We start from the raw sequence: 12,909 nt of genomic DNA, 5'->3' as shown, positions 1-12,909 counted from the left end.
AGACCATGTTTGAAGTCAATGAAATGCCGCGCCAGATCGATGCTGATTTGATCAAGCTCATGGAACGGGTCGAGACAGCAACGATTGGACACTTCCTGCATTCGGGGTTCGTCGATCGAGAGATTCGCGCGGTTCTGCCGGAAAAACGTGTTGCCGGAACCGCTGTCACCATCCGGATTCCGCATGCGGATTCGACTATCCTGCACTACCTGACCAAGATTGTCCGTCCTGGCGATTTCGTTGCAATCGAACGGTGTGGTGATGATCGCCATGCCTGCTGGGGCGGCGTTGTCACACATGCGATGAAACTGGCCGGCGTTGTCGGCGCGGTAATCGATGGTCCGGCCACGGATTTTTCCGAGATACGCAAGGTGGAAATGCCAATGTGGTGTCGTGGACCGTCACCGATAACGACCAAAATTCTAGGCCTGGAAGGAGCGATTAACGTTCCGGTTACGGTCGGCGGTCAAGTTATCAAGCCGGGCGATGCGATCATTGCCGATGAAAGTGGCGTTGTGATCCTAGCACCATCCCAGGCGCGGGCTGCCACTGAGAAGGCGCTCGGCATGCAGGAAAACGAAATCGTATTGCTCGAACGCTTGCGCAATGGCGAATTCCTTCCCGACATTTCGGGAGCAACGAAAATTGTGGAGGGTCAAAAGCGTCAGGTCGCTTGATCGATAACAATCAACTCATAAAACAGGGAACGAGATGATGTTTGCAAAACTTTCAATTGCTGTTTCAGCGCTCACAATCGCTGCGGTCTCCAGCGCCTCGGCAGAGACCGTGACACTGACGGCCTATAGCGGGATCTTTCAGGACCACTACACGAAGGCCGTTATCGAGCCGTTCATGAAAAAGTATCCCGATATTACCGTGCAGTTCTACGGCATGCCGAATTCAGCGCAGATGCTCGGAACGTTACGCGCCCAGAAGAGCAGTCCGCAGATCGATGTGGCCATCCTTGATGTAAGCGTGGCAAAGGCAGGCACGGATGAGGGCCTATTCGACAAGGTCGATGAAAGTGTTTCCGCAAACGTCAAGGATCTCTACCCAAATGCACGTGTTGAGGGTGTGGCCGGAGTCGGCGTTACCTTCGACAATCTGGTCCTAATCTACAATACGGATCAGGTGAAGGAGGTGCCCAAGTCTTGGAACGCGCTTTGGGACAAGCAATATGAAGGCAAGCTGATCATCCCCTCGGCCCCAGACATCCAGGGAACGACACTTACGATCATATCCAACAAGCTTGCCGGAGGGACCGACTACAAAACCGACGTTTCGGCAGGCATTGCCAAAATCGGTGAATTAGCTCCCGGTGTGCAGACCTGGGAGCCCAAGCCGGATGTCTATGCGCCTATAGCCAATGGCCAGGCAGCTCTCGGTATCGGCTGGAATGCGCGCGCGCAGATCTATTCCGGGACGTCGGGCGGGAAGCTCGGCGTTGCGCTGCCTCAGGAGGGAAGCGGGTTTCAGATCAATATGATCAATCTCGTGAAAAATGCTCCGGCCGGTGACGCTGCGAAAAAATTCGTCGACTACGCGCTCAGTCCTGAAGCACAGGCGGCATTTACGTCGGAAATGTTCTACGCCCCGACGAACTCAAAGACGGTCGTTGCAGAGGACGCTCTGAAACGCACGGTGGCAGACGATATGGGTAAGATGATCGATATCGACTGGTTGGCGGTAGCGAAAGTCCGTGATGGCATAACCGAGCAATGGCGTCGTCGTATCATCCCGCTCAGCCGCTAAACTTCTAGCACCAGTGAAAATTTGGAGGCTACCATGATGCACCAGACCATCAAACGCGATGGCGTTGAAACCATTGGCGACCCGTATCTATGCCTGGAAGGTATCAACAAGAAATATGGTCTTGTCGAAGTCATTTCAAATCTGAATCTCGAGGTCCGGAAGGGCGAACTGATTGCGCTGCTCGGCCCTTCAGGATGCGGCAAGACGACGACCCTGCGCATGATCGCAGGTCTGATCTCACCTTCCGCCGGAAAGATCGCCGTCGGGGGACGCGACGTGACCAACATCGCCCCTCATGGCCGAGATATGGGTCTGGTCTTTCAAAGCTATGCGCTGTTCCCGCATATGGCCGTGGCGAAGAATGTGGCGTTCGGTCTGGAAATGCGGGGCCTATCTCGCGCCGAAATTACGAAGAAAGTCGCCAAGGCGCTTGCCATGGTCCAGCTCGAACATCTTGCCGAGCGAAAGCCGCGGGAACTCTCAGGCGGCCAGCAACAGCGTGTTGCTTTGGCTCGTGCTCTTGTTATCGAACCCTCGATACTCCTGCTCGATGAACCACTTTCGAATCTCGATGCAAAACTGCGCGATGAGATGCGGGCTCAGATCCGGGACATACAGCAGCAGCTTGGCATCACGACGGTCTTTGTCACGCATGATCAGGTGGAAGCCTTGAGCATGTGCGATCGTGTCGTCGTCATGAAGGGCGGGCTCATCGAACAGATCGGAACGCCGCACGAAATCTACGAGCGGCCGGCGACGCCCTTCGTAGCTTCCTTTGTCGGTCGCACCAACCGCGTCAAAGGCAAGCGCACGGCAGACGGTTTTATACGAATTGGTTCAACGGTCATTCGGTCGACAAAACCGGCGACGCAGGACGATGTTGTGGTGATGGTGCGGCCACACCGCCTTCATATCGATTGGAACGCAACGTCATCGGAACAAGATGAAACGGCAAACCGAACGGCCGCTGTGCTTTCGCGTATTACCTTTGTCGGCGACGTCATCCAGTATCATTTTGACGTCGACGGTTCCGAATTCGTTGTCGAAGAGTCGACGAAAAAGTCCCAAGTTGACCATCGCCTGGGTGACAAGGCCATGCTGTCCTGGAATGTCGAGGACACGCTTGTCTTTGGAGCGGATCAATGACGACGGCAAACTTCGATCTGCCTGTCGTCGCACAGAAATCGTCCAACACTGTCGGCATCGCGGTTGCTTTGCTGTTACCGATCGCCCTGGTCAACGCCATCGGATTTATTCTTCCCGTTCTCAATCTGGCTAGAATGTCCTTTAACGAGGCCCTGCCTGGCGGCGGGATTGCCGAGGCGTTCACTGCCGCCAACTGGACTGGATTGATTCAGGATAGCTTCTATATCGAGCTGATCACGAATTCGATCATGGTCAGTTTGGGAATTACCCTCGCAACCCTGTTGGTGAGCTATCCCATTGCCCTATATCTTCATCGCGCGTCCGGTGCTTGGCGAACATTCTTGACGGTGCTCGTCATTTCGCCGCTTCTGACTTCTGCGGTGGTGCGGACCTATGGCTGGATCGCGCTCCTTGCCGAACAGGGCCCGGTTGCCAATGTGATTGCAGCGATGGGTTTTCGGCCGCCACGGATGATGTTCAATACCACCGGCGTCGTCATTGGACTGACCGAGATCCTCATGCCCTATATGATCTTGTCGCTAATGGCCGGATTCGGTCGGCTCGACCCCAAGGTAGAGGAGGCGGCCCGAACACTTGGCGCGACACCTTTCAGGACGTTCTGGCGCGTTATCCTGCCTCTCACTCTGCCAGGTATCGCCCTTGGCTGCCTTCTTTGCTTTGTCCTTGCCATTTCCTCCTTCATTACGCCGAAGCTTATGGGTGGCGGACGGGTGTTTTTGCTGGCGACGGAAATTTACGATCAGGCAATCGTAACGTTGAACTGGCCGCTGGCTGCGACGCTGTCGATGCTGGTGCTCATCATTTTCGGAGCGGCGTTGGCTGTTTATTCGCGCATCCTGCGCATGATCGAAGGATAACGGTAATGGAAGAAAATCCCACCTCCTGGTTTATGCGTGTGACCGTGACCATCCTGTTCCTTTTTCTGCTCGCGCCGGTCCTGCTCGTATTTCCGATTTCCTTCAGCGGCGATCAGGTTCTGGCCTTTCCGCCAAGCTCGTGGTCATTGCGGTGGTATGAAGCCCTCCTTGGAAACACCGTCATGATGTCGGCGTTCCTGACCAGTCTTGGACTTGCGGTCGTCGTTACCATCCTCTCGTTGATTATCGCGATTCCTGCTTCCTATGCGATCGTCCGGTTGAAGGTCACGGGATCGGAATTCCTGTTCAACCTGTTCACCGCGCCATTGCTGTTGCCGACGATCGTTCTCGGGCTGGCCATACTGATAATTTTCGCTTCGATGGGTCTCCTGGCGACTTTCACAGGCCTTGTCATCGGCCATCTGGTGATCACTCTTCCCTATGCGTTGCGGGTGCTGTCCGTATCGCTCGGCAATCTCAACCTTTCATGCGAAGAGGCGGCTTCGTCACTCGGAGCCAAACCTCTAGCCGTTTTCAGAAAGGTTACCTTGCCGATGATGGCGCCGGGTATAGTCGCCGCGACCGCGCTCTGTTTCCTCGTTTCATTTGATGAAGTGGTCATCACGCTGTTCTTGACAGGCCCGAGAATGACCACGCTGCCAGTTGAACTGTTCCATCATGTCGAGAGCCAGGCTGATCCGCTAGTAGCAAGTGTTTCGGTTCTTCTGATCCTGATGACGCTGGCAGTGGTTATGATCGTGGACCGGACAATGGGTCTGACGAAAGCCTTTATGAAATAGTTAGTGGGTTTCTCACGCAAGGTTCCTCCGGTGCGCGTTGACTGGAAAAGATCACAGTGAACGCGAACCGGCTGAAGTCGCTATCCACCAGCGATACGCGATCGCGCGTTGGATTGAAAGAATTCATGATCGTCGAACCTGGGAACGCTGCTAATCGTTTGCCACAGATTAGACGGTGGAGAACGTATTTTTTTCAGCCGCCACCGCAGTAGTAGTAATATCAATTATACTCTGAAATTCCGGCAGATACTCAGGACTATTTGTCGCTAGGTAGCTAATAACGCGCGCATTCCCTAGAATCCGCTTAAGGTAACCTCTAACAACGGTCAATTCCAAGTGATCTTTACCATAGGAATCTTGTATGGAACTCATAGCTTGTTGAAGCCGAGAGAGTTCCTTCTCCATCCGTGCAATGGCTTCAGCGGTAATGCCCCGAATATTCTTGGGTCTGTTTGGATCGGCTAATTGAGTGCGGGGCGTGCCCACTAGAATCGCTTTCGCATATCCAGTGGAGTAGTTATTGGCGTTTATCATGAGCTCCGCAGCTTCAATTTGACGAAACGGTTGCATCTTTTTCAGCGTTTCGAAGACTGCCATAGGGCAGTTCTTATCTTTTAGGAGCTCGGTTGCCTCAACACATACGCCCTTAAGTAAGCGAGCGCGGCGTTTTATCGTTGCAATATTGACGGTAAATACTTTTGCGATCCTCTCTTCAGGCACTCCGTGCTTGAGCGCGCTGACAATCATGGCATGTTCCTGAACGGAAGCTAATCGGCTGATGTGCTTGTTATAGGTAACAGCTTCGTCGTCTGTAGAAATAAGACATTCCACGTCTAAGTTCCCCAACTCCTTTAAGACCTCAATTCGTAGATGCCCATCTAGGATGAAAAACTGAGCAGGATTCTCGGGATCGCGAGCGATAACGGGCGGTTCAACAAGTCCGATCTCTGCAATAGATGTAGCGATTTGGCGATATTTTTTGCTCGCCTTCACGGCTTTCGGAAGGCCTTTGCGCGGTAACAATTTGGACAAGAGGACGAGCACGCAGTCATTTTCAAAACCTTGGCGAATTGTCCGGTCGGGCGGTGTTTTTTTGTCACTGCTCATGGCCGCTGTTCCCCAATGAGCCTCTGTTTTAATTGCGATGGAATTGCGTCCAACCCTTCCGCTTTTAACAACGCGACGAACGGTTCATCGGCCAATAATATCCGAAGGGCCTCCACAACAAATAATAACTTTCCTTGCGTAACTTCCGCCTTCTTAATGAGCACCTTTTGCTTGTCAGCCTCTTGCTGATAAGCTCGCACCATTGCCTCGCTTGTTAAAGGACGCTGCTGATAGTCGGTGCGACCGAACTGGTGGTCTGGTAAATGCCCACCTTTACGATTGCGCGTTTGCAGCAGCCGTCTCAAAGCAACTAGCTTTTTACCTTTGATCTTCTTCTGGGTATACGCATCGATAAGTGCAGTCTGTGCTCCTTCCTCATCCGCCCTGGCGATTTCGACTGCCAAAGTTAATGGTAATATTCCAGCCTCTACAGCTGTTAGTAAGCGCTCTTCTCCTTTTCCCAGGAGAGCAGTAATCATGTTTATATATTCCGGAGTGACACCGATCTTTTCAGCGATTTCGCGATCGCTGTATCCAATTTGGCTTAAGGCAGTGACGTCCTGCAGCAAGTCGACTGCTCTATGGTGACGCCGGGCGCAGTTTTCCACTAAGCTCATGACTAAGCAATCGTGGAGATTCGCTTCTACTACCAGAGCCGGGATGTGCGTTTGGCCCAGTTCCTTGTAAGCCTCTAGCCTTCCCTGCCCGCAGACAAGGTCGTAACAGGTGTCGTTTTGATTTAGAATTGCTGTGGCAACAGTTATCGGGCGTTTCAATCCGACCTTTGATATATTCTCTACAATCTGCTGAAACTTGCGTTTATCGCGCACTCTAGGGTTTAGAATTCTAATTTGTTCGATGGGGATGTTATCAATATATCTCCAAGAACCAACGGTCGCTTTATCATTCATGAGATATCCTCCACGTTGCTGATTGGGCAATTTGAAAAAAGAAATCGAGGGAATCAAATCGATACGCGTCCAATGAAAACGCATTTCGTTCTGCAAAACGAAGTCGGGGGAGTTCGATGTCGATGGCGGGAAGTAGATAATAATCGAGAGCGCGTTCGTTAGTTTCATCCATACGAACAACGATGGTAATGTCCGGGAGGAGACCAGTGTCGAGCCGCACTTTCCAACGCAGCGCCCCGGATTGTGTTGAAAAGCATCGCGACAGCACCACGGAGACGAAGAACGCGCTGTTAATTTGGAGCAGATCGGTTGTCTCATCGTGGTGAACTGCAGCTCCCACCGCCTCAAGCTCATCGATAAGATTGCTGATCAGTTTTGGATGGCGACGACGAAGTTCTCTGTTGACCTTGATGTAACGATAATCCCGCTCCGGATTATACCCGATCAGTGTATAGGCATTGACCAGGCTACCGAAGCGATGTCGGTAAACATTGCTCGATGGCATTGACTCCAAATCATCAATAATTATGCCGGAAAGGCTTCCCTGACTTTCTAGCAACTCTCGTAGTTTCGAGAGCAACTCAATATCGCTTAGATGTCGAGATCGAGCTTCGATGATGGATTGGGCGCGTTCGAACAACGCGGTGTTAACGATCGGGGTAAACGCGCCCTCAGCTCGGACCCACATTTCCGGGCTATTCCGTATCCTCTGCTTTTTAAGCTTGTAAGAGATTCGATTATATACGTTGTTTCCAATATATTTTTCGTTGGTCAGAATCTGGTGGATGGTCGAGCGCGCCCAAGGGCGGCCCAAGTCGGAGCACACGCCTTCCGTGTTAAGAGTATTCGCGATTTCTTGTTCGGACTTGCTGCACTCAACAAAAAGGCGATAAATTCGCCGCACTACGTCGAGTTCTTCAATCGGACCTGGCACTAGAATTACTCGGTCCGTCTGAAAACTTTTTCGTTGGCCGCTCAGCAGTTCCCCTTTTGAATTGCCGTGTTCATCGATCAGTAAGCGTCGCAATCCGAACCCGGGAGCACCGCCCTGACGATACCCCAGTTCGATCAGACGGCACTGACCAGCAAAAACCTTGACCGACAGTTCGCGGCTATATTCACCGGCCATGACTCTTTTGACAGTTTTTAAAAGATTTGAACCGATACTACCGTCATTCTCGAATTGTTCAGCGCAGTAGTGGACTCTAATGCCGGCGCGTGAGCACAAGTGTTCATAATAGGCGCTTTCATCAGCATCCTGGAATCTTCCCCACCTGCTGATATCGTAGACAAGAATTGCCGTAAATTTCGTTTGTCCAGATTTGACATCACTCATTAGGCTTATCAGTGCGTCGCGGCCATCAAGCCTTAAACCGCTGCGCCCTGAGTCCGTATAAACCTTTATGATTTCGAAGCCCCGCTCGTCGGAATATTTCCGAATTGCAGCTAGCTGGTTGTCTGTTGAGTATTTTTGATGGTCAGTGGACATGCGGACATAGGCCACAGCAGGAGCGGCTGCAATGTCATCGTCAGGTGATGAAATTGTGCGATCCAAGTGATCACCTAGAAACTGCTGAGATCGTAGAATTCGAGGCAGACATTTTCCATCCTTTAATGACGAGTGACGTTCAACATTACGAAGCGGAGAACGGAATGTCGTTTCCTAAGAAGGGTAAGTTCCTTCCATTCGGCTCAGGTGGTGATGGCATCCATATGGATGATCTGAGTTTTGCTATGGTGATTTCACTCGCGCTACGGCGTTCAATTGGGGATTCTCATCCAGCTATCAAAACGGCAGCAAAATGGACGGGTGCAAACGAGCGGACCGTGAAAAATTGGTTCAAAGGGAAATACGGCCCGAGCGGTGAACATTTAGTGTCCTTGGCCCATCACTGTGATGAGGTCATGGAAGTCCTAATATTGTTGGCCGGACGAGAGCAGCTTCTAATTGGAGTTAGGCTACAAGACTTGGAAGAGCGGCTGGTATCGGCCTTGCACCTTGTCCGGTTCACTGCTCGAAAGTCTGATTAATAAGGCGATTTTCAGAAGGGTGAACCGGTATAAAATATCGCTCGACTTTGCTTTTCGAGTGAATGAACGAGGAGCAATTTTCGACGCTGCCAATCCTGTTTTCAGGAGAGAATGTTACTCAACGATCTTGGCGATAGTCGGATGAGAAAGATTGGTTTTTTTAAAGACAAATCCCGCCGGTGAGTGGCGCAAACGTGCCGTCTTCATCTAGATTTCGCTAGCCAGCGATCACAACGACAAGGAAATAAAGGGAAAAAGCCGGGCGTTTTCAACGTGTTACGCAGCTTCGGAGGGCAGCACTCTATCCAGCTGAGCTACGGGTGCATTGAAGGTGCGGTGACCTGCATGCGCGAAGCGTTTCTAACCGATGCAGCCCGCGGCTTCAATGGCGAATTTTGCTTGTGCGCAAGTATGGTGTGATGATCGGGGGAGTGCGATTGCTGATGACCACGTGCCCGACTTCATCGGCTTCACGCCGAAAGCTTCCCGGATTGTATTGGGATCAAGGTGCCGTGCCCGCGTCATGACACGTCTCCAGGGAGCGGGGGGTGTGTTGCGGTAGCACGGCTTCCAACAGCGATAGCGAGCGCGACGACGATCAGGATCGCCGCGACTGCAAACGCGATCTGCATACCGGTGGCGACGGCCTCGGGATGCGCCGTTGTGATGTCGGTCGTCATTGAGGCGAACGCGAACACAGCACCCATGACGGAAGCGCCGGTGATGAGCCCGAGATTGCGCGACAGACTGAGCATGCCGGAAATTACGCCCCGCTGGTCTGGGTGGACATCCATCATCACGGCAGTGTTGTTGGCTGCCTGGAACAACTGATAACCGGGAGTCAAGACGGCGATGGCAGCAATGTAGCCCGCAATGCCGAACAGCGCCGGAAGCACGGTTAGAGCAAATGAACCGGCCGCCATTGCAATGAGTCCAACGATGACCATGAATGGCGCGCCCAAACGGTCGACAACACGACCAGCCAGGACACCGCTCAGTGCGGAGATGATTGGGCCAATGGACATAACGATTCCAACAAGAGCCTCGTCGAGCCCGAGCGCACGAGAGAGGTAAAACGGTCCGACCACCAGCGTCGCCATCATCACCGTCGAGACAAGCGCGTTCATGGCGAGGCTCGCACTCAGCACTGGATCGCGGAACGTCGCCAATTGGATCAATGGCGATGCCACTCTCGCTTCAGCGAGCACGAAGAGGCCGACTCCGAAGACAGCGGCCAACAGCAGAGCCACGTTAAGCGGACCGAAACTGCCGCGCCCGATCGTCATGGCAAGTGCATAGGCGCCAAGCGTCAGAGCAAGCAGCAGCGTGCCCACATTGTCGAAACCCACTCGCTCAGTCTTCGGCCCTTGGGCGTCGCCGGGCAGATAACGATAGGCGAGAAGGAACGTCAGGAGACCGAGCGGGACGTTGACGAGAAAGATTGCCCGCCAACTAAACCCAGCGATCAGAACGCCGCCGAGCGATGGCCCGAGAGCGGTGCCAATCGCGGACATCGTTCCGAGCAGCCCCATGGCGCTACCGGTCTTTGCCTTCGGAATCGTCTCACCGACAAATGCCATGGTGAGAGCCATCATGATGGCCGCTCCGAGGCCCTGCGCTGCCCGGGCGGCAATCAGCAGCCAAAGCGTGGGCGCGACGCCGCACAGGACTGAGGCCACCGTGAACAGGAAGATTCCGGCCAGTAGCAGCCGCCGGCGACCGGTGATGTCACCGAGCCGTCCGACGCTGACGATCAGGGTGGTGATGGCGAGGAGATAAGCAAGGACGATCCACTGGACTTCCTGGAAGGAAGCGCTGAACGCCTGTGCCAACGTCGGCAGGCCAACATTGGCGATGCTGGTGCCGAGCGAGGACAGCAACATGGATAGCGAAAGGCCGGCAAGCGCCAACTGGACCGAAGGTGTCCGTTCAGCACGTCCAGCTACTGCCTCATCTCGTCCTGCAATGATTGGCTTCAACATGAACTCCACTTTCTGGCGACTCCCGAAACGGAGCTGTTAGAAACGTAGTCCCTTGCCTGACATGGCGGAAGGCGCACCATTTGCACTTTATTCATGCGTCTGACGCCACATTCCAATCAAACAGTGCTACGATCGATATATGTCACATCCCGATCTCAATCTGCTTGTCACCCTTGATGTGCTGCTGACGGAAGGCAGCGTGGCTCGCGCCGCCAAAAGGCTGCGGCTGAGCCCGTCCGCGATGAGCCGCGCACTGGCGCGGTTGCGGGAGACGACCGGCGATCCACTGCTGGTCCGGGCCGGACGCAGCCTTGTTCCGACACCCCGGGCCCTTGAGCTTCGCGAGCGCGTCGGTCAGCTTGTGCAGGACGCCGAAGCCGTTCTGCGTCCTGTTGAGACGCTCGACTTGAATCGGCTTGTGCGAACATTCACGCTCAGAAACAGGGATGGCTTTGTTGAGAATTTCGGACCGCATCTCATTGCGCGCGTAGGCGAACAAGCACCGGGCGTACGGCTGCGCTTCGTGCAGAAGACGAACAAAGACAGTGCATCCCTTCGCGACGGGACCGTCGATCTGGAAACCGGCGTTGTGGGCAAGACGACGGGTCCTGAGGTGCGCGCGCAAGCGCTGTTTCGTGATCGTTTCGTCGGTGTCGTACGGATGGGACATCCGTTATGTGAGGTCACGATCACGCCTGCCCGTTATGCAGCCGGCCGGCACATCCTCATCTCCCGTCGCGGGCTCGACAGGGGACCGATCGATGATGCCCTCGAGCCGTTAGGGCTGAAACGGGAGATCGTGACGGTCGTTGCCGGTTTTTCGGAAGCTCTGGCTCTGGCGCGTGCCTCGGACCTGATCGCCAGCGTTCCCGAACGCTATACGGGAAACCTGCGCGATGGAATGTTCTGTTTCCCTCTGCCGGTTCCCCTGTCGGAAATCACGGTTTCACTGCTCTGGCACCCGCGGCTGGATGCCGATCCAGCGCATCGCTGGCTGCGCGGGCGCGTGCGGGACGCTTGCGCGGAGTAACCCACCGATTCATCGACACGCGGTAGAGCTGCCGTTGGCCGTTATCGAGCACCAGGTAATACAGGCCGAATGCAATCTTTTTCTCAAGACGGTGCAAGGCAACGGGCGAGCTTTCGTTGCCCCTAAGCGTCGCAGATCCCTAAGTTTTGATGCGTCGCAAAAGTCAACGTGTCGTCGTTGGGTTGTTACGCGGCGTTCACGCCCATCTCCTTTCGCGCCAAAGAATCTGGCCTACAGTCGGAACGCGGCAGCGGCACGACGGCCATTCGATCATTCAACCAATCGGTTGACTTTCTAAAAACACACATTTATATTCAACCACATGGTTGAATTAGAGTTACTTCAGATGAATTCCGTATTTCACGCCCTTGGCGATGCCACGCGCCGGCGGATGCTTCGCGAACTCGCCAGTGGCGAGCGAACGGTAAGCCAGCTTGCGGAACCCTTCGCTATCTCGCTCGCGGCCGCCTCAAAGCACATCAAGGCGCTGGAAAGCGCCGGGCTGATTCGTCGCGAGGTGCGCGGGCGCACCCATCTGTGCCGCCTCGACCCCGGACCGCTCGCCAGCGCCCACCAGTGGCTGAGCTTCTACGAGCGCTTCTGGACCGACCGTCTGGATGCACTCGAACACCTGCTCCGCGAGGAGGACGCACGTAAAGCGCCAACCCTCAAACAACCACCCAACCCCAAAGGAGACGACCAATGACCGAACTCGCGACCTTGGACGCCTATGGCGTGCTGACCGAGAATGCCACGTTGAAGATCCAGCGCCTTCTGCCCGGCCCCATTGAGCGCGTCTGGGCCTATCTGACGGAGCGTGAACTGCGCCGTCGGTGGCTAGCCGCAGGCCCAATGGAGATGAAGGTCGGCGCGCCCTTCGAATTCGTCTGGCGAAACGACGAACTTTCCACCCCCCCAGCTCAGCGGCCGGCCGGCTTTCCAGAGGAGCAGCGGATGCAGAGCCGGATCACGGAGCTCGATCCGCCCCGTAAGCTCTCCTTCACCTGGGAAGGCAGCGGCGACGTGTCCTTCGAGCTGGACCCAAAGGGCAACGAGGTGCTGCTCACCGTCATCCATCGCCGCCTGCCCGACCGCGAAACCCTGCTGAAGGTCGCAGGCGGCTGGCATATGCACCTCGACACTCTTGTGGCCCGCGCGACAGGCCAGGAGCCGGAGCCATTCTGGGACGGCTGGAGCCGCCTCAAGCAGGAATACGACCGGCGACTACCCGCCTCTGACGGGATTCACTAGGTACAGGCTCCGCCTGGTCCA

The 12,909-nt window shown here is 54.6% G+C and carries 13 protein-coding genes; 9 read left to right on the top strand and 4 right to left on the bottom strand.

What is annotated here, in order from left to right:
- Positions 1 to 5: 5 nt before the first annotated feature.
- Genes ACSQ3H_RS00755 through ACSQ3H_RS00735 form a run of 5 tightly spaced genes read left to right on the top strand, consistent with a single transcriptional unit; the run spans position 6 to position 4,576 of the window.
- Positions 6 to 677 (top strand): RraA family protein, encoded by a 672-nt coding sequence (locus ACSQ3H_RS00755; protein WP_436115268.1) that lies wholly within the window; start codon positions 6 to 8, stop codon positions 675 to 677.
- Between the two features lie 34 nt (positions 678 to 711).
- Positions 712 to 1,752: an ABC transporter substrate-binding protein gene (locus ACSQ3H_RS00750; RefSeq protein ID WP_436115267.1), complete on the top strand. Its 1,041-nt coding sequence runs from the start codon at positions 712 to 714 to the stop codon at positions 1,750 to 1,752.
- A gap of 33 nt (positions 1,753 to 1,785) precedes the next feature.
- A complete protein-coding gene (locus ACSQ3H_RS00745; protein WP_436115266.1) occupies positions 1,786 to 2,898 on the top strand; it encodes an ABC transporter ATP-binding protein in 1,113 nt (370 codons plus the stop codon).
- On the top strand, positions 2,895 to 3,776 hold the full coding sequence (locus ACSQ3H_RS00740) for an ABC transporter permease (RefSeq protein WP_436115265.1): 882 nt from the start codon (positions 2,895 to 2,897) through the stop codon (positions 3,774 to 3,776). The genes ACSQ3H_RS00745 and ACSQ3H_RS00740 overlap by 4 nt, the downstream gene beginning before the upstream one ends.
- 5 nt (positions 3,777 to 3,781) lie before the next feature.
- Complete coding sequence (locus ACSQ3H_RS00735) at positions 3,782 to 4,576, top strand: ABC transporter permease (protein ID WP_436115264.1); 795 nt, start codon at positions 3,782 to 3,784, stop codon at positions 4,574 to 4,576.
- A 168-nt stretch (positions 4,577 to 4,744) separates the two neighbouring features.
- Here ACSQ3H_RS00735 and ACSQ3H_RS00730 read toward each other — a convergent pair whose 3' ends face one another.
- From ACSQ3H_RS00730 to ACSQ3H_RS00720, 3 genes are read right to left on the bottom strand one after another with little or no spacing between them, the layout of a single operon-like run.
- Positions 4,745 to 5,683, bottom strand: coding sequence for a plasmid partitioning protein RepB C-terminal domain-containing protein (locus ACSQ3H_RS00730; protein WP_436115263.1), 939 nt, complete (start codon positions 5,681 to 5,683; stop codon positions 4,745 to 4,747).
- On the bottom strand, positions 5,680 to 6,594 hold the full coding sequence (locus tag ACSQ3H_RS00725) for a plasmid partitioning protein RepB C-terminal domain-containing protein (protein WP_436115262.1): 915 nt from the start codon (positions 6,592 to 6,594) through the stop codon (positions 5,680 to 5,682). Before ACSQ3H_RS00725 ends, ACSQ3H_RS00730 begins: the two co-directional genes overlap by 4 nt.
- Entirely contained in the window at positions 6,587 to 8,149 is a 1,563-nt protein-coding gene (locus ACSQ3H_RS00720) for a recombinase family protein (protein ID WP_436115261.1), read from the bottom strand. The genes ACSQ3H_RS00725 and ACSQ3H_RS00720 overlap by 8 nt, the downstream gene beginning before the upstream one ends.
- Positions 8,150 to 8,247: 98 nt before the next feature.
- Here ACSQ3H_RS00720 and ACSQ3H_RS00715 point away from each other — a divergent pair, with 98 nt between their 5' ends.
- Positions 8,248 to 8,625, top strand: a complete 378-nt coding sequence (locus ACSQ3H_RS00715; protein WP_436115260.1) for a hypothetical protein — start codon at positions 8,248 to 8,250, stop codon at positions 8,623 to 8,625.
- 521 nt (positions 8,626 to 9,146) lie between these two features.
- Here ACSQ3H_RS00715 and ACSQ3H_RS00710 read toward each other — a convergent pair.
- Positions 9,147 to 10,607: an MFS transporter gene (locus tag ACSQ3H_RS00710; protein WP_436115259.1), complete on the bottom strand. Its 1,461-nt coding sequence runs from the start codon at positions 10,605 to 10,607 to the stop codon at positions 9,147 to 9,149.
- A gap of 139 nt (positions 10,608 to 10,746) precedes the next feature.
- On the opposite strand from ACSQ3H_RS00710, the gene ACSQ3H_RS00705 reads away from it, so the two are divergent.
- From ACSQ3H_RS00705 to ACSQ3H_RS00695, 3 genes are all read left to right on the top strand, one after another.
- Positions 10,747 to 11,637, top strand: coding sequence for a LysR family transcriptional regulator (locus tag ACSQ3H_RS00705; RefSeq protein ID WP_436115258.1), 891 nt, complete (start codon positions 10,747 to 10,749; stop codon positions 11,635 to 11,637).
- 322 nt (positions 11,638 to 11,959) lie between these two features.
- Entirely contained in the window at positions 11,960 to 12,343 is a 384-nt protein-coding gene (locus ACSQ3H_RS00700; protein WP_436115257.1) for an ArsR/SmtB family transcription factor, read from the top strand.
- On the top strand, positions 12,340 to 12,888 hold the full coding sequence (locus tag ACSQ3H_RS00695; protein ID WP_436115256.1) for an SRPBCC family protein: 549 nt from the start codon (positions 12,340 to 12,342) through the stop codon (positions 12,886 to 12,888). The genes ACSQ3H_RS00700 and ACSQ3H_RS00695 overlap by 4 nt, the downstream gene beginning before the upstream one ends.
- The last annotated feature ends 21 nt before the right edge of the window (positions 12,889 to 12,909 follow it).

The sequence above is a fragment of the Phyllobacterium sp. LjRoot231 genome (assembly GCF_964253365.1).
GTDB lineage: Bacteria > Pseudomonadota > Alphaproteobacteria > Rhizobiales > Rhizobiaceae > Phyllobacterium.
The sequence above is the reverse complement of the archived record's forward strand: the minus strand, read 5'-3'. Positions and strand labels throughout refer to the sequence as shown.

Bases quoted from the DNA above. Each gene is read 5' to 3' on its own strand.
- ACSQ3H_RS00750 (WP_436115267.1), top strand. From the start codon at position 712: ATGATGTTTGCAAAACTTTCAATTGCTGTTTCAGCGCTCACAATCGCT.
- ACSQ3H_RS00725 (WP_436115262.1), bottom strand. From the start codon at position 6,594: ATGAATGATAAAGCGACCGTTGGTTCTTGGAGATATATTGATAACATC.
- ACSQ3H_RS00695 (WP_436115256.1), top strand. From the start codon at position 12,340: ATGACCGAACTCGCGACCTTGGACGCCTATGGCGTGCTGACCGAGAAT.
- ACSQ3H_RS00715 (WP_436115260.1), top strand. From the start codon at position 8,248: ATGTCGTTTCCTAAGAAGGGTAAGTTCCTTCCATTCGGCTCAGGTGGT.
- ACSQ3H_RS00745 (WP_436115266.1), top strand. From the start codon at position 1,786: ATGATGCACCAGACCATCAAACGCGATGGCGTTGAAACCATTGGCGAC.
- ACSQ3H_RS00740 (WP_436115265.1), top strand. From the start codon at position 2,895: ATGACGACGGCAAACTTCGATCTGCCTGTCGTCGCACAGAAATCGTCC.
- ACSQ3H_RS00755 (WP_436115268.1), top strand. From the start codon at position 6: ATGTTTGAAGTCAATGAAATGCCGCGCCAGATCGATGCTGATTTGATC.
- ACSQ3H_RS00735 (WP_436115264.1), top strand. From the start codon at position 3,782: ATGGAAGAAAATCCCACCTCCTGGTTTATGCGTGTGACCGTGACCATC.
- ACSQ3H_RS00700 (WP_436115257.1), top strand. From the start codon at position 11,960: ATGGTTGAATTAGAGTTACTTCAGATGAATTCCGTATTTCACGCCCTT.
- ACSQ3H_RS00730 (WP_436115263.1), bottom strand. From the start codon at position 5,683: ATGAGCAGTGACAAAAAAACACCGCCCGACCGGACAATTCGCCAAGGT.
- ACSQ3H_RS00705 (WP_436115258.1), top strand. From the start codon at position 10,747: ATGTCACATCCCGATCTCAATCTGCTTGTCACCCTTGATGTGCTGCTG.
- ACSQ3H_RS00710 (WP_436115259.1), bottom strand. From the start codon at position 10,607: ATGTTGAAGCCAATCATTGCAGGACGAGATGAGGCAGTAGCTGGACGT.